Raw genomic sequence first — 23,194 nt, forward strand, 5'->3', positions numbered from 1 at the left:
TAATTATTACTGTACTTCAATCATACCTCTTCAATTCTTTAGCCTTGTTTAAACAAATGACACGCACTTTAGTGCGTGTCACGAAACATAAGGAAGCTAACGATCTGGTTCATTAGATGATAGTTTCTCTGAATCCTTAAGTTCTTGTTTAAGGTTTTTAATGCCTTTGCCTAAATCACCCATAACTTGTGGTAACCTACCTGCACCAAACAGAACTAAGATTATTATTAAGACTAGAAACAGCTGCCATGGACCTAAACTCATTTGTACCTCCGTTGAAAATATTAACTTTTAGGTATTAAAACTTGACTGAAGCCAAGTGATACATAAATTATATCACTTTTATTGAATTATAAATCAAGAGTTTTTAATTATCTTATAATAGTTTTAGCCTAACATTAAGTTTAGTTTAGCTGTAGAGTAAAAGGAAGCTCACTAAAAAATTTTGCTAACGTATCATCTTTAGGTCTGTGGTATATGTAGCTAGGAACTCCTGATTGAATAATTTTACCATTTTTCATCACGTAAATAAAATCTGCAACTTTCAACGCTTCTTGCGGATCATGAGTTACCATGAGTACAGGAATATTTTTGCTTCTAAAAAGTGACAATATATGGTGCCTTATTCGATATTTGAGCAGTATATCTAAATTAGAAAATGGTTCATCGAGCAAAACAACATCAGGATTTTGCGCCATTACTCTTGCTATTGCAACTAATTGTTGCTGTCCTCCTGATAAAGCATGAGGGTACGTGTTTTCATATTTTTCTATATTAAATAGCTTTAAGATTTCCAATGCAGTAAGGTATTTTTCTTTCTTAGAAGTACTGCAAATAGCAAAAGTTATATTTTCTATTACTGTTTTATGAGGAAATAATGCAGAATGCTGAAAAATCAATCCGATATTTCTACGCTCTATAGCAATTGACACTTTGTTACTTGCAACTAATTTATCATTTATAACAATGGTTCCAGATTTTGGATTTTCTATTCCTGCGATTAATTTTAGAATTGTTGACTTGCCACAGCCAGAATGACCTAGTAAACAGGCAACACTTCCTTTCTTCACTTGAATGTTGATGTTGCTTAAAGCAAAGCCATCTTGATTACTATAAAAGTAACTAATATTGTTAACTAGCATTAATCTTTCAATTGGAATCGTATTATTAAATATAACAGTATTACATTCAAGAAATACAGAAATATTTTTTATTATTGTGAATTAATTGTACAGGGTGCCTAGAAAAATGCGAGACTTTTTGCTATAATTTTGCATAAATAGCAGAAGACATGGGACTATAGCTCAGTAGGATAGAGCGTTGGATTCCTAATCCGAAGGCCGTGCGTTCGAATCGCACTAGTCCCACTTAATTTTGATAAAGTGGTTTAACAATCAAGAAATTATAATTGGTTTGAAAAGTGATTCTAGGAGCTAGATTGCATGGTTTCTCAAGCTTGAATTTACAGGTTCAACCTTATTTTCTCTCATTTCGCTGTAACTTGGAAGTGTAAAATTTTTTACATGTAATCCAGTTACCATTACAACTAAAATAGCTAGGACACTGCAAACTAATGCACCAGCTAAAGATGGAACCGTCACAGCAGCAGCAACAAACAATCCTGCAATAACAACTCCAACAACATCACTCCTTAATGAGGCGTAAAAACTCTCCTTACTTTTTTTGTATTTAGTTTCTTTTTCATGTGGTGGAGAAAATTGAGCCTCTACAAAGCCGTTAGCTTTCTTATCATTATTTGGTGTGACAGTTGGGCCAGTCCTTGTTGATACAGGTGCTTCATTTTTGTTATTATTACCATTAGTACTAACTGGAGGCGCTGTTGCCGTAGGTTTATTACTAATATTTTTGTTAGGTTCTGTTCTATTTTCTTCTACGCTTGGCGTAGTAACAACCTGGTCAGTCCCTGTTACTACAGGTGTTTCATCCTTGTTTACTGCTGATGCGCGTGTTTCTTGATCGTTCTGTATTAGCACTGTCGCTGCTACAGAATTATTTTCTGCAATAGCAGTGCAGAATGCATCATCCTTTAACTGTTGATATAATCTGTACAATTCACTTTCAGGATCTAGTTTTGATTGCTCTGCATTAACACTTTGCAGTAACGTGCTCAGAATCTCAGCATTGTCATCATCAGTGTAAGAGACAACAAAGCATAATATAGATTTTTCTCCTTCAATTTTGCTAACGTAATACCTTCCTTCTTGACCGATTGCATTGATGATGGTCATTCCATTTTGTAAGAGAAATTTTATAACGTTCAAATTTTGATCTTTAATTGCATATTCTAGTACAGCATTTTTTTCACATTTGCTCTGAAGATTAATTCCCTTCCTTTTTAACCTTTTTTGCAAATCTTCAAAACTAGTAACTGTGCTATCCTGTTTTGTAACCCTATCTATATCAAGACACAGATTCCTAATGTCATCATTATTTAGCGTGAGACCAGTGCTTGTATTACTGACATTGGACTCCGCTCCATCAGGTGTGTTTTGCTTCTTGTTTATTGCTGATCTAAGCAGTGCAATTATTACACAGCTTGAGAGATATTTATTGTGATCAGAATTGCTGAAATCGACTTTAAATTCAGAATCTATTTTAAGTTCTTTTCTAAGTGATAATTTTTTCTCTTCAATTATTCCTAAAAGATTTCTTATGCCATCTTCTGGTACGCCTTTCATATACTTTAAAAGTAACCTAACTTTTGTTAGTTCACCACCTATAGAGGCATGACTCAGAGCCTGAACTTTTTCTTCTCCAGTAAATCTTTTGTTATCCAAGAGTACCTTCATAACTTCAGTGCTCTCATTGTGAGGAGCTGTGTTAAGAACCTCTAGTATTTTCGTATGATCTATGTAATCTAAAAATATCTCAAACTCTTGAACTTTACCTTCATTAACGGCGGTCAACAAAGCATTCGATTTTCTTTCTTGATCAAATTTATCGCTATCCAAAAATATCTTTATAACGTTAGGTTTTTCACCTGACACAGCGTAATCTAATACAGTTTTAGAAGTAGTATCTCCAATATCAATTTTAATATTTGACTTTGCGAGCAATTCAACAATTTTTAGAAATGTATCATAATCATTTAAAATACTGCTTGTCCCTGAGCGGAGAATATCCATAAACAAATCACAAATCTTTGCATCTGTTGGCCCACTTTGTTTTAGCTTCTCACCAAATTCCTGAGCAGCTATATTAGGATTATCAGTTACAAATTTCTTTACATCTTCATAAGTTAAATTACCGATCATATTCAAATCTTACTATTATTGCTATACGCTTATTATATCAACTTTTTCATTATTCCGTCAAGTAATCTTGCAGTATCAAATGGCATGATATATATTGATTTATGATTCTCGAGCAAATGATAGAAGATTTAGCCTATAAGTTAGTGAAAGTAACCGAAGCTGCAGCACTTGCTGCATATAAATTGGCAGGCCTTGGTAATGAAAAAAAGGCCGATCAGGTTGCAGTTGATGCAATGCGTACGGTGCTAAACTCAATTGAAATAAATGGTACAATTGTGATTGGGGAAGGGGAGAGGGACGAAGCACCGATGCTATATATCGGAGAAAAAGTTGGCACAGGAAGTGGCCCTGAGATTGACATTGCTGTTGATCCACTTGAAGGCACTACGATTTGCGCTCATTATAAACAAGGGGCAATGTCTGTTCTTGCTGCAACAAAAAAAGGTAATTTTTTACATGCACCTGATGTTTATATGGAAAAGATAGCAGTGGGAAAAAATCTCCCAGAGGGTGTAGTCTCACTAAAAAATAGGATTGAGAAGAATCTGGACAATTTAGCCAAGGCAAAAGGATGTAAAGCAAGTGATCTTATAGTAACTGTACTTAAACGTGAAAGACATGATGAATTAATAGCAAAAATTAGGAAGCTAGGAGCAAAAGTGAAATTAATAGATGATGGTGATGTTGCAGCCATAGTTTCGCTAATAAATGGCAATCACGATATGTATATCGGCACAGGAGGAGCTCCAGAAGGAGTGCTTGCAGCAGCAGCGCTAAGCTCAATCGGTGGGCAGATAGAAGGAAGATTAATATTTGACACGGATCAATTAAAAGAAAGAGCAAAAAATTTGAATATCACTGACCCAGAAAAAATCTACACCGTGAAAGACATGGCAAGAAGTGAATCAGTGTTCATTGCAACTGGAGTAACAAATGGAGAGTTTGTGGATGGAGTAAAGTTTGGCCAAGATATTTGTCTGACTAATTCATTAATAATATTGCCTGGTAAAGTAATAAAAATACAAACAAAATCAATATCTTAAACATTTGTTATATGCTAATTATAAAATTTTATAGAAGGAAGATACTTATAATTGTCTTAAAAAAATGAATTTACATATTAATTTTAGCTTTACAACATTTGGCATTAAGTTATAGTTAAATAGTAATACTAAGAGGTGCTTAATGTTTAGTTCACTAACTAATTTTTTTACGAATACGTCTAAAAAGAAAAGTTCTCAATCTGAAGAAAATAATCATTCTTTCTCTAACAGCACAGAAAGTTTATTAGTCCAATCTACTAAAAAAAATCCTCAACTTGATGATCAAAGTAGAACTGACGCATCTCCTCAAACAAATCTTCAATTTAGTGAGGATGATGTAAAAAACGTGCTCCAAGACTTCGAAAAATTGGATTATAATGATAGTAAGTGTTTTAACAAAATAGCAGAGAAGTATAAAAAAGAGAGAGACCTTTTTGACTATGTAGTGTTAAGCAAGCAAAAGGAGATAATCAATATATTAGATAATAAGCTTCCTGATCTCAAAAGACAAGAAGAGTTTAGAAAAAGATTGGATGAGTATATTTATTCTAGGATTAAAGATGGAATGAGTTATGGAGAAAATCTCCAAAGTACACTTCAGTTTCTTAAAGGTAGGGCAGAAGAAGTATTATCAGATTTTAAAAATTTGAGATTCGATTTTAAGGATAATAAATGTGAAGACCCTAATGATTATGTAAATTATAATAGCGGCCGGCCGGCAGATCCATTTGATAAAATAGCAAATTATTATCGAAGAAAAAGGGATATTTTTCTTTTTAACTATGCGATATTGAGTCAGCAAAAAGAAATAATGAATATATTAGATAAGAAGTTTACTAATGAAGATCAGAAAAAGAATTTTGAAAATAGGTTAGGTAGATATCTTATTCGAATTGAAGAAGGGATGAATGATGCAAAAGAATTTCTAAAAGAAGATGGTCTAGTAGGCTTTTTTGATGGACGTTATTGGCCAGGCGAAAATGCAGAAGTTAATCATTATGATAATCTTAGTGTAAATATTATTAAACCTGAAAAGAGTTTAGAAACAAGCCGTCTTTTCACTGACAAAATTGAAAGGATGGAAAGAAATAAAAATGAGGTAAAAAGAGCAAAAATATACAGCGATGGTAAACTAATTGTAACGATTGAAAAGAATGATAAGCAACAAAGAAATTACCGCTTTGCAAAAGATGCAACATGCGATATGAAAATTAGGTGGAGTGCAGAAGATGAGAAAGGTAATTCTGTTGACTGCTTTATTAGTTTAAATGCAAATCCTAGTAATATTGAGATTGGTCAGGTAACTATTAATGGTAAAGATGTTCAAGTAAGGGAAATTTTAGAATTAGCTAAGCAAAATAAGGATATGCTTATAGAAAATCAAGCTTTATATGAATTTTTAGAAGAATGTCTGGAGAACGTATTATGTGAGGAGGAGAAGAATATACAACCACAGGGGAAAGAAGTTGTTACAACACCTAGCTCCATTCTCCATGACGTGGAACTAGATGAGATCAGCGAAGAGGAAGCCATAAAGAAAGGCTGGACTCCCGGGTACTTTGGTAGTTAGATGTATACTACACATTAAACCTAAAGTGCATTATATCGCCATCTTGCACGATATAATCTCTGCCTTCGAAGCGAATTTTCCCTGCATCTTTGCAAGCTAATTCGCTTCCATATTTTATATAGTCTTCAAAGCTTATGGTTTCTGCTTTTATAAAGCCCTTTTCAAAATCAGTGTGAATTACACCTGCTGCTTTGTCAGCTGTTGATCCTATCTTTATTGGCCATGCACGTGCTTCTTTGGGGCCCACAGTAAAAAAAGTTATCATACTTAGCACTTCATACATAATACGTGCTACTCCATCAAGTCCTGATTCTTGTAAGCCAAATTCTGATAAAAAATTCTGTTTTTCCTCTTCACTATCAAGATTTGCAATATCTGCTTCAAGTTTCGCTGAAATACAATAAAATTTGCTTTTATTTTCTTCCGCCATTTTTTCCACCCTTTTAGATAGTTCATTACCAGTTATGATATTCGTATCTTCAACATTGCATACATACATAACAGGCTTTGTTGTTAGCAATTGAAGCAACTTCATTTCATCTTCATCAATATGCTCTAAGCTTCTTGCAGGCTTGCCAAGTTTTAAAGTAGCTAAAACCTCTTGCATCAACTCAAGCTGCTTTTTTAGCTCTTTACCACCTTGCTTTGCTTTCTTTTCTAATTGAGGAAGCCTTTTTTCTATGCTATCAATATCAGCTAGAATTAATTCCATTTCCACTATTTCAGCATCTGATATTGGATCTATTTTACTGTTTACATGGCTGATATCGTCATCCGTAAAGCACCTGAGCAGATGAACAATGGCATCAACTTCTCTGATATGACTCAAAAATTTATTTCCTAGTCCTTCACCCTTGCTCGCACCCTTAACCAAGCCGGCAATATCGACAACTTCCAGTTGATTGTAGATTATTTTCCCTGAGTGAGCAATCGCGGCAATTTGTTTCAAACGCTGATCTCGTATTGGCACTTTGCCAACATTTGGCTCGATTGTGCAAAAAGGATAATTTGCAGCTTCAGCTGCACTTGACTCTGTAAGTGCATTAAATAAAGTTGATTTTCCTATATTTGGTAACCCAACTATACCACAGTTAAAGCTCATATTTGCTATTTAAAGCCTTAATTATTGCATAATTAAAAAATTTTTGCTATACCTAATTAGTTACTTATTAATAAGTTAGTTAATATAATAACATATAGCTTGAATTAAGGTAGAAATTATGGTTGGGCTTAGAAAACGGAAATTACCAAATGGTTTTGACAGTATTGAAAATGCTAAAGTACGCAAGACTTCAGAGAGTAATGTAGAAAAAGAACCTTCTAATAACCAAGTAGTTAAATATGATACTGCAGGTGATGGCAATTGCTTTTTTCATGCAGTGTTTGGTGATAACAGTTCTGGTACATATAAAGCTGAAAGAGCGCAAGATATGAGAATGGAATGGCACAAATTTTTAAGTCGATTTACGTCTTTAGATGATCCAAGTATGCCAGCTCCTTTAAAGGATCAGCTAGAAAAGGTTTTTAATATGTTTTTTAATAAGCCAGGGGATTTAACTGGCAAGTCTGATAAAATAAAGGGTCTGGTTAAGCAAACAAATAGGAAAATTGAAAATGCTGAAGGTAATGTGAAGAGGTTAGTAAGTAGAGCTGTTAGCAAATTTAATATATCGCATAATCAAGCTGTGCTTAATCTCAGTGAATATGCAGAGGCTCTTGATGGCATTGGTGAGAGTGAATATAATGCCGAATATAACAGTGATTTTATTACACGCTCATTTCTTGACAAACCTGAACTCTATCAATCCTATCTAGAAGCAATAGAAAGTAAAAGTTATTTTCCTTTTATTGAAGAAATTCAATTATTAGCTTCTTTAGCTAACATTGAAATTAATGTCCATTGTAAAGTTAGCGGCAGAGAGAAACAACAAAAGTTTGAACCAAATCCTGAAATAATAAATGATGATCAACTAAATCAGATGTTTGATCGTGAGAGTTATAAATTAAATGACGAGTTATGGGGTAGTAAAGAGAGAGAAACAATATATCTTGAAGGAAATCATTACTCTAGGGCTAAAATTGTAACTCAAGAGTTAATAAAACAGCAGCAGGAGCAAGACTTTCTATTAGCAAAACAACTTCAGATAGATGAAATTTTGGAATATTGTGATCTTTCAAAGGATATCTCTGAGAGAGTAGAGATTGAGAGGGAGTTTGATGAGTTATTGGCAAAAAATGCTGATGGAAAAATTGGTGATGTTATAGGGCAGTGCATTAATGATGTACAGCAACGTATAAAATGCCTTGAGGAGCCAGTCTTATCAAGAAGGTGCAGTGTGGAAGAAGCACGTGTAGAAAAAACATTTTATCAACAACAAGTACCACAACCTGTAAGATAAGTCTTCATAGTCTATATACTTCTATAGGGGGGCATTCTATAATAAAAGCCATGCTCATTTTTAACCACTGCTTAATAAGAATAAAGTCTTAGCAAAACAAACACAAGAACAATAGGATTTCTTGCTTGCAAAGCAACTCCAAGATCGGAAGGAAAAAGACTTTTCCTTGCAAGGCAACTTCAAGAGCAACCCTCACGCACAATCTCTTAACCCAAATGGAAGAAGTAAAAATAGAAGATCAGCGGCAACAAATACTTGTAAAATAATAACCCTATGGTTAATATGCGAAGATTTAATTAAAAAATGTTGTCATTCTAGTAGCTGATACTGGACTCCAATGTCAATTACTCGGATAACAAAAAAACACAGGCTTCACATGCATCTGCATTACTGTATTAGTCTACTATCTTCATTCCCACAACATTATACCCTGAATCAACATGTAAAATTTCTCCAGTTGTACCACTACTCAGGTCGCTTAATAAGTATAGTGCTGCCTTGCCAACATCTTCTATTGTAACATTGCGTCTAAGTGGAGAATTACTTCTATTCCATTCCGATATGGAGTGAAAATCACTTATTCCAGAAGATGCCAAAGTTCTGATTGGACCAGCAGAAATTGCATTTACTCTGATGTTCTGTGGTCCGAGATCACATGCTATATATTTTACACTTGCTTCAAGTGCTGCTTTACATAAACCCATCACATTATAATTTGGCATAACTTTTTCAGCACCATAGTAAGATAAAGTAAGTAAACTACCGCCATTTAACATCATTTTTTCCGCCCTTTGCGCTAAAGCAGTAAAAGAATAGCACGATATATGCATTGCATTAATAAAGTTGTTTAGTGAAGTATTGACATATTTACCATTTAGCTCATTTTTATCGGAGAATGCTATTGCATGTACCAAAAAATCAATAGCACCCCACTTCTCCTTTATTTCCTTAAAAGCATTATCTATAGTTTCCTCATTTGAAACATTACAGTGCAATATTAACTCTACATTTAATTCACTTGCTATTGGTAATAATTTCTCTTTTATTGTTTCATTTTGATAAGTGATTGCAAGCTCAGCTCCATGTTCTGATAGAGTCTTTGCTATACCATATGCTATTGACCTCTTATTTATTATTCCGGTTACTAACCCTTTTTTACCCTGCAATATCATAGAATTATTTGCCTTTTTTATAATTTGAAATATTAACTAGGCAAAGTCAATTATGTTTTAACTGTAGCTAACGTATAAAAACGGTTCTGTCGCATCTATAAACCATAGGAAAGAAGATCATTAAAGGTGGGATTATAGGAGTTATGAAGCCATTAATATAGCAAAATTCTCAAAAGTAGAAACATTATTTTAATAATTTGTCTTTTTTGAATCATACGAATATTTTCTATGCCTGTGATGGTAATCTTTGCGGAATGGAAGCTTTTAAACCCAAGCATTGGCTTTATTAGTTTTTTGATAAATCTATCAACAATATTATTTAGATATTTTATTTGAAGAACTGTAATCTTCAGAAATTTCTGCATTCAAATCATCAAGAGCAGCAGTATTACTGCCGCTTTTATCAATTACAATTTTCTCAGGAAGATAGTTACTCCTGAAGGCTTTACGAAAGAATGCAAGTGCTGCAGACTTGTCTCTACTAACACACAAGAGTACAGTATATAAATAAACCCATTTACCGTTTAATTTAATGTAAGTCTCTCCAACTACTACCAACCTGCTTCTTTCTTTTCCTTACTGCCTCATCTATCAGTGGTGATAACCCACCTTTGTAACGTAGCATTTTGCTCCCCTTATACTCATCATTTCTTCCAAATCTCGATAGCTCAAAGAGAATCGACATTTCATGTATACAGATAACATCCTCTGAAAAGCTAAATCCTTTGAAATATGGCAACAATTTTTGATTGATACGAAACATCTTTGCTTTTTTTTTAGACAATTATATCATTCTTCTTTCTACTTCCCTACAAATGCGACAGAACCCTAAAAAAGAAGTAATACATATAATCGGTATAGGTGGAATTGGAATGAGCGCAATTGCTGAAATTCTTCATAATTCCAGTTATAAAATTCAAGGCAGTGATACGCGATCAAACGACAATATAGATAGGTTACAAAAATTAGGTATAGAGGTCTATATTGGTCACGATGCAAGTAGTATTAGACAAGCTCAAATAGTTGTACATTCTTCCGCAATAAAACCTGATAATGTGGAGCTAGTTGCAGCAAGAAATAACAATAAAACAGTTTTGCATAGGTCAGACATGCTGGCTAAAATTATGAAAGGTAAATATGTGATAGCGGTTTCTGGTTCAAGTGGCAAGACAACAACAACATCTATGATTGCTTCCATTTTTGATCATTCTGGTACTGATGCTACTGTAATTGTGGGAGGAGTATTAAACTCCTATCAGAGTAATTCAAAACTTGGCAAGAGTGACATTTTTTTAATCGAGGCTGATGAGTCTGATGGAACTATGTTAAAAATTCCTGCAAATATTGCTGTTGTAACAAGTATTAATGACGACCATATAGACCATTACGGTACATTTAACGAAATCAAAAATGCATTTTCTCGATTTGTAAACAACGCGGATTTTGCGGTTTTACCTGATTCTGCAAGCGTCAATTATGATGAGAATAATTCTATAACGTTTGGGTTTGGGAATGATAAGATTAGAGCCAGCAACGTCAAACAACACAATAATAGCATAGAATTTGATGTATTGATTAGTATAAACGAAAATAACTGGATTCCATTGTCAACTACTCAAATAGTTGATAGGGATGGGATAAAAGCAGCTCTTGATTCGTCACTTCAATGCTTGAAACGGGACTCTCGTTTCAATGTTGAACAAAATACTATAGAACTCAAGAAGACAATCCCTAGAAAATCTCTACATCCCAAAAAAAAGTAAATCGTACTAATGCTATTTGAACGAACTAGCACAAAAGTAAGCTAAATTTTTTAGGGTATAAAAACAGCAAGAAACAGTATTTTAAAGAAAGTTAGAATTTGATTGGATTGTTGAAAGTTGGCTCTCAAATTTTAGACGCATGAGCAAGCTCATACTTGTTAACTAATATAGACTAGGTGATGTGGAAGAGATACATTTAGAGCAGCCGGCAAAATTGCAATACATATTACCGCAATAACTAGAAATGAGAAGGATCTATATGGTGATTATAGATTTTCTCCAGATCTTGAAAACAATAAATAGGCAGTAAAAATAAGTTCTAGCGCTACTGCAGATAGAACAAGAAGAGATATATTGATTGCCTGACCGTTGTAAACGTAGCTTGTTAAGCTGATAAAAATAGCCATAACAAAAGCTCTAATGAACGAGAGTGCAGAAGAAGCCGTACCTTTAATTTCAGGAAAAACGTTTATTGATGCGTTAAAAATCACTGGCTGGCATATTGCACAACCGATAGAAAAAATAATCATAGATAGTGTTACTAAGTAGGAAGAATGGGGCATGATTAAACTGAGTATTACAAGCAATAGAGACCCAATAGCACCCACGCTTGTACCAGAAATTACACACCATATTGCTCCAAGTTTCTTTAAGATCTTACTGGAAAACAGGCTAATAAGTGAGAAGGACCCAACTATTGCACCTTGATGTAGTGCATAAATAGTGCTAGATAAACCAAAAGTCTTCATATACAGAAAAGGTCCACAAGTGATGAATGACATATAAGCGGCAGAAAAGAGACTCGGTACCAAAGACAACGTAACAAATCTCGGACTAGATAGTAGTTTTCTGTAATCTTTCATCATTTTTTTCAAACTGAAAATATCGCGGTCCTTTTTTGTTTCTGGTAACAGAAAAAGCAGTAAAACCCAGGAGATTAAACAAAGTATTGCAACAGTTGCATAATTACCACGCCACCCTACAATTTCATTGATGAAACTGCCTAACACTGGCGCAATTGCCATGACAACTGTTAGAACAGAATTCATGATTCCAATAAATTTTATTGCTTTGTCACCCTGATAACTGTCTGCAACGATTGCAAACACAACTACAGATGTGCTTGCACCAATACCTTGAATAAAACGAGAAATTAAAAGAGAAAAAACCGACGGTGCAAAAACACAACCAACAGCGCCAATTAATAACAAAGTGTTACCTATGATCATAATCCTTCTTCTGCCATAACATTCAGACAATGGACCAAAAAATAACCCTCCTATGCAAAAGCCTAGGAAATTATAAGCAATAGTTAATTGAATTGTTCCTTCTGATACGTTAAAATAGCGCACCATATCAGGAAAACTAGGTACGGAAATGTCAATCTCAATGAACTTGGCAATTAGAGACAGGATTAACAGAAATGGTAGTAACATTTGAGATTTTTCATTAATGAATAAAAATATCACATTTAAAGCGTTGAAAGAAGAACATTTTTTACTGTTATTAAAATGGTTAGAAACACCTCACGTAAAGCTATGGTGGGATGCAGATATAAATTGGACACCAGAGTTAATTGAGAAAAAATATAGTACCTACATTAAGGGGTTCAAACGTTTGAAGTTTGAGACGCAAATTATTGAAAAACCGATGTATGCATTCATTATTAATTGTGACGCAGTTGATATTGGTTATATTCAATACTATAATAGGCAAGATTTTCCACCTGAACAAGGCTACGATACTTCAGAGCTTCCAGAAAGTTGTGCTGCTATAGACTGGTATATCGGAGAGCTGAATTATGTAGGTAAAGGAGTTGGTTCACAAGCTTTGAATATATTTTTAAACAAATTTGTCTTTAAAGTTTATGAGAATGCCTTTGTCGACCCAGGTATAGCAAATGCTTGTGCAATCCGTGTTTACGAAAAAGTTGGCTTTAAAAAAATTATGGAAAGTAATGATGCGATTTTAATGATTAAGGCAAGAATTCCTGAGAACCATTCAAGATGAGTGTTTTTTCAACAATCTACCTAAATTACTACAAGTGGTTTATAAAAATATACAAGGAGCTTTATACAAACTTAACATAATTTAATCATAAAAATATCACTATTAAGTCCTATATAAGAACAAATTTTGGCACTCAGTGAATCTTTTTTAACTAACTATGAACTTGATTAATTGGAAAATAAATTTTACTTACTTTTACAATACCTTAAAATCTAATATCACTTTATCAGCAAAGATATCACAATAGGCTAGTATGTTCTTTACTCTTTTCCTCAAAATATTACCTATTTACATTACAATACTTATTGGTTACTTAGCAGGAAGATATCTTAAAATTGATAGAAATACTATATCTCAAATACTCTTTTATATAGCTAATCCAATAGTGATTTTATACGGAGTATCTCATACAGAAGTTAATTTAAAAGTAATTTCTCTGCCGATTTTGATATGGTTTATAGGTAGTACTATGTCCTTATCAGTGTATTATCTTTCTTCTTTTTTATTTAAGGACAACACGAGAAACATATTAGCGTTTAGCTCGGGCAGCACAAGTATGGGTTATTTTGGTCTACCGATTGCCATGGCTTTATTTGATGAAGATTCAGTGTCTGTGTATGTTGTCTGTTACATAGGAATGGTACTATTTGAAAATAGCTTGGGATTTTATATAGCTGCAAATGGTATCTATACTGCAAAAGAATGCGTATTAAAGTTACTCAAACTTCCCTCATTATATGCAATGATTCTAGGTTTCTTTTTAAGTATATATGATATACAAATACCCACTTTGTTGACAGATGTTATGATAAATATCAGAAGTACATTTATCACATTAGGAATGGTGCTGCTTGGAGTAAGTATTGCACAAATTACAAATTTTAAAGTAGATTGGAAGCTTGCCTTGACCACTATTGTAGCAAAGTACATATTCTGGCCGTTATTTGTTTTGGGAATTGTCTTGCTAGACAAGCATGTTACAGGTATATACGATGAAAGCATCTATAAAGCACTGATGTTACTGGCTATTATTCCGATTTCTGGATCCAGTATAATACTTGCTAATATTTTAAATTACCAACCAGATAAAGCTACTTTATTGCTCCTAATTAGTACTGCAGTGGGACTATTTTATGTTCCACTTATAATATCATTATTTTTTACTAAACTTGTCCCTTTTTGATCAAAAATTTAAGCGCTAGGCCTATTCACAAAACTTGAATTTAGACTAGACTTCTTGGATAATCATAAAAGAAACTAATCCTTTTTTCCTCTCCTTTCTTATTTTTTTACACAGAATAGGAAGTTATCAATTGATGGAATTTTCGCAATAATGTCAATAGCAGTAAGATTTCCTACACCCTTTAGCAGGTCTATAGTTGAATTTGGATGTTCTATGAGCAGCAACAAATAAATGTAACTTGCCTTTTTCTATATGATGCTATTAACCTAATAGGTATTCGCTTGACATTTCCATATCTTTGTTATCATTAGTAATACTAAAGGGAAAACTAAACTTAATAAGATTTGGAAGCATATTGTTGTTCTATGATTCACGTAATGCTGCTATGCCTTCGTTGCAAACGTTGTCATAAAGTAAATTAAATTCTTTAATATTTGAAAAACTACCACCCCTTAGCGCACTCATTAATATTATTCCACTTTCAACATCAATATCATTAGAAATTAAATCAAGTTTAACAAGATTTGGAAAGTTACCCATTCTTTAACAATTTAGTGATCGCTATTGAGCCTTCTGCGCCAATAATGCTAGAAGTTAATTTACACTCAGTAATATTTGGAAGATTAATATTGTCTAATGCTTCATTTAAAACTTCTCCGCACTGAGCATCAATATAACAATTAGATAAAGTCAAGCTCTAAGGTGGTGAGCGTTATGGAAAAGGCGCAATTATGCGTCATGTATGAAATAGAGAGATGAACTGTATTAAACAAGATTTGATCTGACACTTTAAAAAAGTAAGTTATAAAATAATAAGAACAAGGAGTGTTAGAAATGAGAAACAAAAATATTAAAACCAAAACTAGGTTTATTAGAGCTAGCAAAACAGCTCGGCAATGTATCTCAAGCGTGCAAGGTAATGAAGAGATACGTTTTAAGATTTAAGGAGTTATATGAAAATGGAGGAGAAGAGGCATTACACGAAATCAGCAAGAAAAAACCACTGTTTGCAAACAGAGTTTCCGAAGATATAGAAAGAGCAGTAGTGAATATTGCTACCGAATTTCCAGCATACGGACAACAAAGATCTGCAAACGAACTTAGAAAAAGAGATCTCCGAAGGTGGTGTGAGGTCTGTATGGCTGAGAAATGACCTAGAGACCTTCAAAAAAAGGCTTAAGGCTCTTGAAACAAAAGTTATGCAAGACGGAATAATTCTGACAGAAGAACAGCTTGCAGCGTTAGAAAAAGTGAAAGAACAAAGAGAAGCTCACGGTGAAATTGACACAGAACACCCAGGTTATTTGGGATCTCAAGATACTTACTATGTAGGCAATATCAAGGGTGTTGTGCTCATTTACCAGCAGACTTTTATTGATACATATTCGAGAGTAGCGTTTGCTAAGCTTTATGTAGATAAGACAGCTATTACTTCTGCTGACTTGCTAAATGATAGAGTGATGCCGTTTTTTGATGGACAAAATATTCCTTTATTGCGAATTCTCACGGATCGAGGTACAGAATATTGTGGTAAACCAGAAAATCACGCTTATCAGCTTTATTTGGGAATTGAAAACATTGATCATTCAAGAACTAAGGCCAATTCTCCACAAACTAATGGCATATGCGAGAGGTTTCATAAAACTATGCAAGATGAGTGTTACAATATTATCTTTAGAAAGAAAATCTACAGCTCTTTGAAAGATTTGCGGGAGTGTTAAATAAACTGTGTCAAACCGAGAAGTAAAGTAATAAATTGATATAAAAAATGGAGGTTTGACATGAGTCAAAAAATAGCAAATAGAACTACCGGTTTGGTAGACTATAAAGAATTAGAAACAAATATCTTATCATCTATACGAGAAGGAAGACCATTGACAGGAAGAGATGGTGCATTAACACCATTTATAAAAAAACTGCTAGAGGTGAGCCTGGAAGGTGAGATAGAAAACCATTTGTCAACTGAAAGCGAAGAAAACAACCGAAGAAATGGTAGAAATTCAAAGACTTTGAATACAAGTTCAGGATCATTTGAACTCTTCACGCCAAGAGATAGAAATGGGAGTTTTGAACCTCAGGCGGTTAAGAAAAGGCAAACTAATCTACATCCTGAGCTTGAAAAAAAGATCCTGAGTATGTTTGCAAGTGGCATGGGCTACAAAGATATAGCATCGCATGTTGAAGAAATTTATGACCACAAAATATCAGCGGCAGAGATATCAAGCATTACCGACAAATTACTGCCAGTGATAAATGAATGGCGCAGTCGACCGCTGCAGTCTGTATATCCGATAGTTTTCATGGACGGCATGTTCTTCAAAGTCAAAGAAGACGGACGGTGTGTAAGCAAATGCATGTATAACATATTAGGTGTAGATCAAGAAGGCAAAAAGGAGGTTTTGGGCTTCTATTTGGCTGAAAGTGAGGGAGCTAACTTTTGGCTCGGTGTGTTAAATGACCTCAAAGAAAGGGGTGTAGAGGATATTCTAATTGCTTGTGTAGATGGGCTGAAAAGCTTTCCTACGGCTATAAATAGCGTGTTCCCTAATGCAGAGGTGCAGCTATGTATAGTGCATCAGATAAGGAACTCGCTGAAATATGTGTCTAGCAAAGATGTGAAAAGTTTTATGAGCGATTTGAAGAAAATATATCAGGCTTCAAACAAGGAAATTGCTGAAAATTATTTGCTGGAGCTGGATGAAAAATGGGGCACGAAATATCCAATGGTTATAAAGTCTTGGCAGAATAATTGGGAAAATTTGTCTGGCTATTTTAAGTATTCTGACCCAGTGAAAAGGCTGGTTTACACTACAAATCCAATTGAGGGCCTGCATAGACAAATCAGAAAATTTACCAAAACCAAGGGCTCATTTACCAGCATAAGTGCCTTGTACAAACAGGTATATTGTGCTATAAAAAAGGTGGAAGAGAAATGGACAATGTCTGTACAAAATTGGGCATTAACCGTGTCTCAACTTGATATTTTCTTTCCGAACAGATTGAAAATTGAGTTGAATTAAAAATGCGGTTTGACACAGTTTATTTAACACTCCCAGATTTGCAGATTGATGTTGATCATTGGCTGCGTTCTTACAATGAGACAAGGCCTCATTCAGGCAAATATTGCTTTGCCTATGCAAACTTTTCTTGATAGCAAACAAATTGCTTTTCAGAAAAATATTAGTAACATTAAACAAAAGACTGATATTAGTTTTCAATTCTTCTGTCAGTTAATTCTCACCTGTCAGATTAAGTTGTGTCTAGTACACTTTATCTCAATTTCTATCAATTTTAGTCATTCTGAGAAAACATTATTACTACCTCTCTTCATTGTATTAGAACAAGAAACAATGTCACCAACTCTTCCCACTCCATAGCTATTCGCAAACACTGTTTTTGATCCTTGAATCATTACTTTTCCTTCACTAAAACTGTCTCCTTGTCTGCATATTGACTTTCCATTTACAAAAACATTGTTACTCCCACTAATGCAGAAATGCGGTGTTACTTCTCCACAATAGTCTCCTAATCGTACAACCGATTTATTCATTTAATTAAGGTTTATTCTATCTGCTTTCAATTTTATTCCACTTTTTGTCATCTCTATTCTCGATCCCCCAGCTTTCAGTGTTATTTTGTCTACTACTTCAATCTCTAAATGATGTTTTTCCTTATCATATAACAATCTTGTTCTATCTTGAAACTTCACACTATTTATTTCTTTTTTATTTTCTAGTGCAGCGTACTTTTGTTGATATATTCCAGGAAGTACTACTCCTAAAGATAATTCTCCCAGCGGGGAAAGTATAACTACTTGCTCATCAATATCTGGTGAAGACCAATTTCTATCTTTTCCTGCTTTGCTCGTTATCCATGGTAAATAATCTGTTAAAAATTCTCCTATTTTAACTCTTACTTTTGCTTTTTCATAATCTATTTCTTTTACAACTCCTATACGAATAACGTTTGCTAGCTTCCTATTCAGCTCTGAAATCGCAAAACTATGATCCAACATTTATATTTCCTACGTTTATGGTATGTGGCTTAATTTTTCCTTCTTCCCAAATAGATCGCCCTACGTGTATTGTATGCACCCATTCAACCATCCACACTAAATATGCATCCAATTCTGGCCTAAATCCATCAGGTTCTGCAGAGAGAAATTCACCTGGTGAAATGTTCATACTAAAAGTGCTTTTATTCACAACTTTTGCAACCTCAGCAGCTAATGTTCTGACAATAATAGGGGCATTTTCTATTGTGCTATCAATCACAATTCGTGCTTCAAATCTTGCTTTCAGCGCTAATTCCTCTGTTCCAGGATCTTTTCCCGATTCTAAACTCACAAGCTCTACAAATAACGCTGGCGCTAATAATTCTTTTCTTATTGCTGGATAAATTTCATATGTCTGTATAGCCGGTATTTCTTCCTTCAGTGTGGTGCAAATTGCTTGATGTAAATCTTTCCAGAACTTTGTCATGCATATAATTTAACTCATGTAATGTATAAAATATTTTTCAAATACCTTTTCAACTTCATAATTAACAATATTATCCTTGAAGCCTCAGGTTCTAGTGGCAACTTAACTTCCTTTATTGGTAATGCTGCTCTTCCTTCACGTTTAAAAATACCGCTATTTCCTTTTGGCATAACTGCTGCAAATCCTCCTATAAACTCATGCTTTCCTACTTTCGATCCTCTTCTTGTTTTTTGTATCTTGCCAATTGTCGATGCTCTAATGTCGTAGAGATTTGCTCTAATTATAGCTCTTCTCATAATAGTCTGACAGACAAATAAACGTTTCTCTGTACCATCATCTTTCTTGATTCCAACCATACTAATTACTTCATCAACAATACCTGGAATTTCACTAGCAGTTTTTGCTCCTTCACATTGAGGAAGCCAGGTTGAGCGATTGCAATCATCAAGATATTGGCCTAATGTGCCAACTATGATGATGTCTTTATCTCTGATATGTTGAAATTGATTGAGCCATGCCATCATCTCTTGAGCAAGTAACCCATAAGCAGCTCTTTTATCTTCTTTTCCCGATCTATCAGAAAAACACTCAGGTTGCATCCTTGCCCATAAGAGACATAAACGTGAAGCAACGGTTATACTATCTACAAAGATGCATCGGTATTTAGAAACTTCAGAAAGAAGATCTTTATATTTGCCAGATACATGTTCATGGTGTTTTTGGCTGTATGCTTGGTCAGATTTCAGCGCAGGGTTTGGACCACCAATAAGACAAGCTACATCTCTTGCCTCATTCCAAGTGCGAATAATGATTGAATCTCCCTGCCAATCTTGAACAGCAAGCAGACCTGCTTCAAAGTCAAGACATAGTGTTGGTTCACTTATAGTCTTTAAGAGACTGGTTTTACCAATACCGTAAGGACCAAAAATTACTACTTTTATGCCTGTAGTTGTTTTCAATCTTTCATTATTGTTTAAAATTTTAAAAGTCATTTATTCACCTCAATGGTATATGTTATATATTCAGGAAAGGTAGAATTTATGTTCAATTTTTCTTTTTGCTCTTGTAGTAGATGGAAGAGAGTTTTATACGTATTTTTCTTACCATAGTATTTAAAGTAGTTCTTGATATGTTGTTCATCTTAGCAACTTCATATAAGTTAAAGTACTTGAGTTGTTCGCATATCTTTTGCATCTTTCTTGGTAGTATTGAAATCATGTAATCTACATCAGTACGTTTCGCTACTTCATCTTCAAAAGCTTCTGTTTTCTCAATATTGACATAGTTATTAATATTGCGCTTCATACATAGTTGTTTCTCCAATAAGTTATTGGCACGACGTTCGGTTAATCTTGCTACAAAAGTGTTAAAGCTACCTTTACTTTCATCATATCTATCAAGATAAGTCCAAATTTCACAGAAAAGTTCTTGCTCAAGATCTTCATGGGTTTCATGAGTAAAGCATTCAAAAAGTTTTAATCTCTTAGCTTGATACCGTATATTTTGAACAACTATGGCAGTTTTTAGTTTCATAACTTTTCCCTAAAACAATTAATGCTTTAAGGATGAGAACTTATAGGTGCACTTTGTAGGACAGGAGCAAAAATAAATAATACAGATGCAATTTCTAACCTATTGATATTATATTGTTTTTTTCGAGAATAGTACAGTTCGATTTTTAAATAATACTGCAATAAAAAATTAGATTTTTTTTGGACAAAAATTTTCCAAATCCTGAATATATATTATATAAGCCTTTCAAACTCATCACAGGTGTCAATTCTTACACAATCAGGAAGAGCAGCAAGCATAAAAAAGCAATCTATCCATCTTGCTTGGGGCAGTGGTGATGCTAATTGGGAAAGCAATCATAAAGTAGAAAAAAAACTTTTGCAGCTGATAACGAAATCAAGCTTGATCACCATCCCATTAAAGACGTAAAAGTTTTTAAAAGACTTGGTCTCTTCTCATAAAACTCTTTTTGATTTTTTTTCTCTTTACTATTGACTTGCTCTTGACTTTTACTAGCATCAAACTCTTCAATACTTTGATCACTTGCTGCGAATGTGCCTATTCTCATCGATAATGCTTTCTCTTCTCACTATTTCATATATTAACCTTTTATTCTGAAATCTTACTTCTGATTTATTTGGATGCACATTTACGTCCACTTGATCATACGGTATCTCTAAGTGCAACGCTGCAAAAGGATATCTATTGCTTGGAATAAGGTCATGATACGCATAACGGATCACCAATAAGCAGATTATCCTTAATTGGCCTACCACTAACAAATGTATAGATCATATCAGACTTACCACGATTGACAGTTGACTTGCAGATGTGTCCTGTAAGTCTAATACCGTCTTCTTCTTCATTAATGCCCAGAGAATTATTCTGAAATTCCTTCTCTACTTCACATAGTCTACTAAATAACGAGGCCTGCTTAGCATATTTCAAAAGCTTTTTATTACCGGAAGTGAGAGTAAACCCAATACTATAGTTAATTATTGCTAAGTTATTTACAATATCAACAATGCTTTGTGTTTCTGCCCTTTCGGTTTTTAGAAATTTTAGTCTATTTGGTGTGGCAAAAAATAAGTCACGAACTTCAATATATGTACCCTTTAGCAAAGAACAAGGTGTAATCTCTCTTATTTTTTCTCCTCCCTCATACCTTATAGACCATGCTTCCTTTGCTCCACTTGCCTTAGATATTCTACTTACTGCTGCAATTGAATTCCCCCCTAAAGCCAAGATTTCTATTAACTCACTATCGCTTAATTTTGAAGTGGCATGCCTCATAAATGCTAGTTCTAGATCGCTCTTTTCTATTCCATTTCCATCATCTGTCACAATTATAAGGTTACGCCCACCACTTTCTATTTTGATCTCTATTTCTAGCATCTATTGCATTTTCTACTAATTCCTTTTGCTGGCCTCTCTATTACCTCTCCCGCTGCTATACGATTTATAGTTTTTGTGTCTAAAAGAATTATTGCCATGTTTACAACTCTCAGTCTGATCAGGATATAGCTTGAATATCAATGCGAATCAAGTTCTCTATTAAATAAGCCCTTTCATGAAGATCATTCTCTGATTAACATGTTGGAATTTAGTTGAATATTTCTTCAGAATTGTGTATAATTATTAGTGCTTTTTATCTTACTTTCTCATGGCTCTTTCGAAGTTCCTTGATGCTCGCAATGATATAGCTTTTCGTCGTATCTTTGGTACCGAAAAAAATAAAGATATTCTTATTCACTTTCTTAATGATATACTAGGTCTTACCGATGACAACAAGATTAAAGATGTCTCCTTTCTCAGTCCCATTCAAGACCCTGTCATCGCCTCTCAAAAGCAAAGTATTGTTGATGTTCTCTGTGTTGATTCTACAGGGGTCAAAACCATCATTGAGATGCAAGTCGCTAAAACTACTGGCTTTGAAAAACGTGCCCAATATTATGCCGCTAAGGCCTATTCAAGTCAAGCTGATGTAGGTGACCAGTATCATGATCTTAAAGGCGTTATCTTTATTGCCATTGCCGATTTTATCTTATTTCCTAATAAGCTGGCTTATAAGTCTGATCATGTTACTTTTGATAAGATAACTTTTGAACATGATCTCAAAGACTTTAGTTTTACTTTTATAGAGTTACCTAAATTTAAAAAAAGAGAAGATCAATTAGAAAATATAGTAGAGAAATGGTGTTATTTTTTTAAACACGCCGGTGAAACAAGTGAAGAGGATCTAAAAAAAATAATAGGAAGTGATTTAATTATTGGCAGGGCTTATGATGAGCTGAACCAATATAATTGGAGTAAAGAAGAACGTCTTGCTTACGATCAAGCTAAGAAACGTACCGATGATTATTTATCTAGTCTTGAAGAAAAACTTCATGAAGGCATCCAAATCGGCCATCAAAAAGGTAAAATTGAAGGTAAAATTGAAGGTAAAATTGAAGTTGCCAAAAACTCACTCAAGGCCGGTGTCTCTATTGATGTTATCGCTGAAATAACTGGCCTTTCTTTGGATGAGATTCAAAAATTAAGAAGTTAATTTAACCTTAAACTTCTATCCTGAGTAAAATTACTTTGAGGTCTTGAATTTATTCGCCCATCATTAATCTGTTCCGTACGTATAGCTCTTTTTACAATAATCCGAACGTATCGTAATACGCTACTGGCCTACTATCGACATAAATACATATCTTATCACGTTCGAACTATTATAAGAAAGGCTATACTTCTTGGCACACCTTACATTTTTGTGATTACTAACTTTCATCATCTGTGCT

18 protein-coding genes, 1 tRNA gene and 6 pseudogenes are annotated in these 23,194 nt (G+C 34.0%); 11 read left to right on the top strand and 14 right to left on the bottom strand.

Features of this window, described 5'->3' with window-relative positions:
- Window positions 1-96: 96 nt before the first annotated feature.
- On the bottom strand, window positions 97-264 hold the full coding sequence (gene tatA, locus ONG78_RS04520; RefSeq protein WP_006013840.1) for a twin-arginine translocase TatA: 168 nt from the start codon (window positions 262-264) through the stop codon (window positions 97-99).
- A gap of 140 nt (window positions 265-404) precedes the next feature.
- A complete protein-coding gene (locus ONG78_RS04525; protein WP_264377769.1) occupies window positions 405-1,142 on the bottom strand; it encodes an ABC transporter ATP-binding protein in 738 nt (245 codons plus the stop codon).
- A gap of 151 nt (window positions 1,143-1,293) precedes the next feature.
- Between ONG78_RS04525 and ONG78_RS04530 the strand changes: the two genes are divergently transcribed.
- Window positions 1,294-1,367, top strand: a tRNA-Arg gene (locus ONG78_RS04530).
- A gap of 66 nt (window positions 1,368-1,433) precedes the next feature.
- Here the strand turns inward: ONG78_RS04530 and ONG78_RS04535 are convergent.
- Window positions 1,434-3,275, bottom strand: a complete 1,842-nt coding sequence (locus ONG78_RS04535; RefSeq protein WP_264377770.1) for an ankyrin repeat domain-containing protein — start codon at window positions 3,273-3,275, stop codon at window positions 1,434-1,436.
- A 119-nt stretch (window positions 3,276-3,394) separates the two neighbouring features.
- On the opposite strand from ONG78_RS04535, the gene glpX reads away from it, so the two are divergent.
- Together glpX and ONG78_RS04545 are read left to right on the top strand one after the other, a co-directional pair.
- Window positions 3,395-4,318 (top strand): class II fructose-bisphosphatase, encoded by a 924-nt coding sequence (glpX, locus tag ONG78_RS04540; protein ID WP_264376888.1) that lies wholly within the window; start codon window positions 3,395-3,397, stop codon window positions 4,316-4,318.
- 142 nt (window positions 4,319-4,460) lie between these two features.
- On the top strand, window positions 4,461-5,888 hold the full coding sequence (locus ONG78_RS04545) for a hypothetical protein (RefSeq protein WP_264377771.1): 1,428 nt from the start codon (window positions 4,461-4,463) through the stop codon (window positions 5,886-5,888).
- 7 nt (window positions 5,889-5,895) lie between these two features.
- On the opposite strand, the gene ychF is transcribed toward ONG78_RS04545, so the two are convergent.
- The gene (gene ychF / locus ONG78_RS04550) at window positions 5,896-6,990 is read right to left on the bottom strand and encodes a redox-regulated ATPase YchF (protein ID WP_264377772.1); all 1,095 of its coding nucleotides are present in this window, start codon (window positions 6,988-6,990) and stop codon (window positions 5,896-5,898) included.
- A 118-nt stretch (window positions 6,991-7,108) separates the two neighbouring features.
- On the opposite strand from ychF, the gene ONG78_RS04555 reads away from it, so the two are divergent.
- Window positions 7,109-8,287, top strand: coding sequence for a hypothetical protein (locus ONG78_RS04555; RefSeq protein ID WP_264377773.1), 1,179 nt, complete (start codon window positions 7,109-7,111; stop codon window positions 8,285-8,287).
- A gap of 395 nt (window positions 8,288-8,682) precedes the next feature.
- On the opposite strand, the gene ONG78_RS04560 is transcribed toward ONG78_RS04555, so the two are convergent.
- Window positions 8,683-9,459 carry an enoyl-ACP reductase FabI gene (locus ONG78_RS04560; protein WP_264377774.1) on the bottom strand — a complete coding sequence of 259 codons (777 nt, stop codon included), beginning with the start codon at window positions 9,457-9,459 and terminating at the stop codon, window positions 8,683-8,685.
- A 141-nt stretch (window positions 9,460-9,600) separates the two neighbouring features.
- Window positions 9,601-10,222, bottom strand: a pseudogene (locus ONG78_RS04565) (IS6 family transposase).
- Window positions 10,223-10,274: 52 nt separating this feature from the next.
- Here ONG78_RS04565 and ONG78_RS04570 point away from each other — a divergent pair.
- Window positions 10,275-11,063, top strand: a pseudogene (locus tag ONG78_RS04570) (Mur ligase domain-containing protein); the annotation flags it as partial.
- Between the two features lie 425 nt (window positions 11,064-11,488).
- Here ONG78_RS04570 and ONG78_RS04575 read toward each other — a convergent pair.
- Window positions 11,489-12,658 carry a multidrug effflux MFS transporter gene (locus tag ONG78_RS04575; protein ID WP_264376355.1) on the bottom strand — a complete coding sequence of 390 codons (1,170 nt, stop codon included), beginning with the start codon at window positions 12,656-12,658 and terminating at the stop codon, window positions 11,489-11,491.
- A 16-nt stretch (window positions 12,659-12,674) separates the two neighbouring features.
- On the opposite strand from ONG78_RS04575, the gene ONG78_RS04580 reads away from it, so the two are divergent.
- Together ONG78_RS04580 and ONG78_RS04585 are read left to right on the top strand one after the other, a co-directional pair.
- Complete coding sequence (locus ONG78_RS04580) at window positions 12,675-13,232, top strand: acetyltransferase (protein WP_264377266.1); 558 nt, start codon at window positions 12,675-12,677, stop codon at window positions 13,230-13,232.
- Window positions 13,233-13,485: 253 nt separating this feature from the next.
- The gene (locus ONG78_RS04585) at window positions 13,486-14,415 is read left to right on the top strand and encodes an AEC family transporter (protein WP_264374729.1); all 930 of its coding nucleotides are present in this window, start codon (window positions 13,486-13,488) and stop codon (window positions 14,413-14,415) included.
- 363 nt (window positions 14,416-14,778) lie between these two features.
- On the opposite strand, the gene ONG78_RS04590 is transcribed toward ONG78_RS04585, so the two are convergent.
- Window positions 14,779-14,955 carry a hypothetical protein gene (locus ONG78_RS04590; protein ID WP_264377776.1) on the bottom strand — a complete coding sequence of 59 codons (177 nt, stop codon included), beginning with the start codon at window positions 14,953-14,955 and terminating at the stop codon, window positions 14,779-14,781.
- A gap of 307 nt (window positions 14,956-15,262) precedes the next feature.
- Here ONG78_RS04590 and ONG78_RS04595 point away from each other — a divergent pair.
- From ONG78_RS04595 to ONG78_RS04605, 3 genes and pseudogenes are all read left to right on the top strand, one after another.
- A pseudogene (locus ONG78_RS04595) lies at window positions 15,263-16,130 on the top strand (integrase core domain-containing protein); the annotation flags it as partial.
- A 66-nt stretch (window positions 16,131-16,196) separates the two neighbouring features.
- A complete protein-coding gene (locus ONG78_RS04600; RefSeq protein ID WP_019078875.1) occupies window positions 16,197-17,435 on the top strand; it encodes an IS256 family transposase in 1,239 nt (412 codons plus the stop codon).
- Window positions 17,436-17,443: 8 nt separating this feature from the next.
- Window positions 17,444-17,594: pseudogene (locus ONG78_RS04605) on the top strand (IS481 family transposase); the annotation flags it as partial.
- 116 nt (window positions 17,595-17,710) lie between these two features.
- Here ONG78_RS04605 and ONG78_RS04610 read toward each other — a convergent pair.
- From ONG78_RS04610 to mutL, 6 genes and pseudogenes are all read right to left on the bottom strand, one after another.
- Window positions 17,711-17,965: a PAAR domain-containing protein gene (locus ONG78_RS04610; RefSeq protein WP_264377777.1), complete on the bottom strand. Its 255-nt coding sequence runs from the start codon at window positions 17,963-17,965 to the stop codon at window positions 17,711-17,713.
- Window positions 17,966-18,430, bottom strand: coding sequence for a phage baseplate assembly protein V (locus ONG78_RS04615; protein ID WP_264377778.1), 465 nt, complete (start codon window positions 18,428-18,430; stop codon window positions 17,966-17,968).
- Window positions 18,417-18,896 carry a hypothetical protein gene (locus ONG78_RS04620; RefSeq protein WP_264377779.1) on the bottom strand — a complete coding sequence of 160 codons (480 nt, stop codon included), beginning with the start codon at window positions 18,894-18,896 and terminating at the stop codon, window positions 18,417-18,419. The genes ONG78_RS04615 and ONG78_RS04620 overlap by 14 nt, the downstream gene beginning before the upstream one ends.
- A gap of 296 nt (window positions 18,897-19,192) precedes the next feature.
- A pseudogene (locus tag ONG78_RS04625) lies at window positions 19,193-19,888 on the bottom strand (ATP-binding protein); the annotation flags it as partial.
- A 52-nt stretch (window positions 19,889-19,940) separates the two neighbouring features.
- Entirely contained in the window at window positions 19,941-20,429 is a 489-nt protein-coding gene (locus tag ONG78_RS04630; protein WP_264377781.1) for a sigma-70 family RNA polymerase sigma factor, read from the bottom strand.
- Between the two features lie 439 nt (window positions 20,430-20,868).
- Window positions 20,869-21,901: pseudogene (gene mutL, locus ONG78_RS04635) on the bottom strand (DNA mismatch repair endonuclease MutL); the annotation flags it as partial.
- A gap of 170 nt (window positions 21,902-22,071) precedes the next feature.
- Between mutL and ONG78_RS04640 the strand changes: the two are divergent.
- Complete coding sequence (locus ONG78_RS04640; RefSeq protein WP_264377782.1) at window positions 22,072-22,956, top strand: Rpn family recombination-promoting nuclease/putative transposase; 885 nt, start codon at window positions 22,072-22,074, stop codon at window positions 22,954-22,956.
- The last annotated feature ends 238 nt before the right edge of the window (window positions 22,957-23,194 follow it).

This window comes from Wolbachia endosymbiont (group B) of Philonthus cognatus, from assembly GCF_947179345.1.
Lineage (GTDB): Bacteria > Pseudomonadota > Alphaproteobacteria > Rickettsiales > Anaplasmataceae > Wolbachia.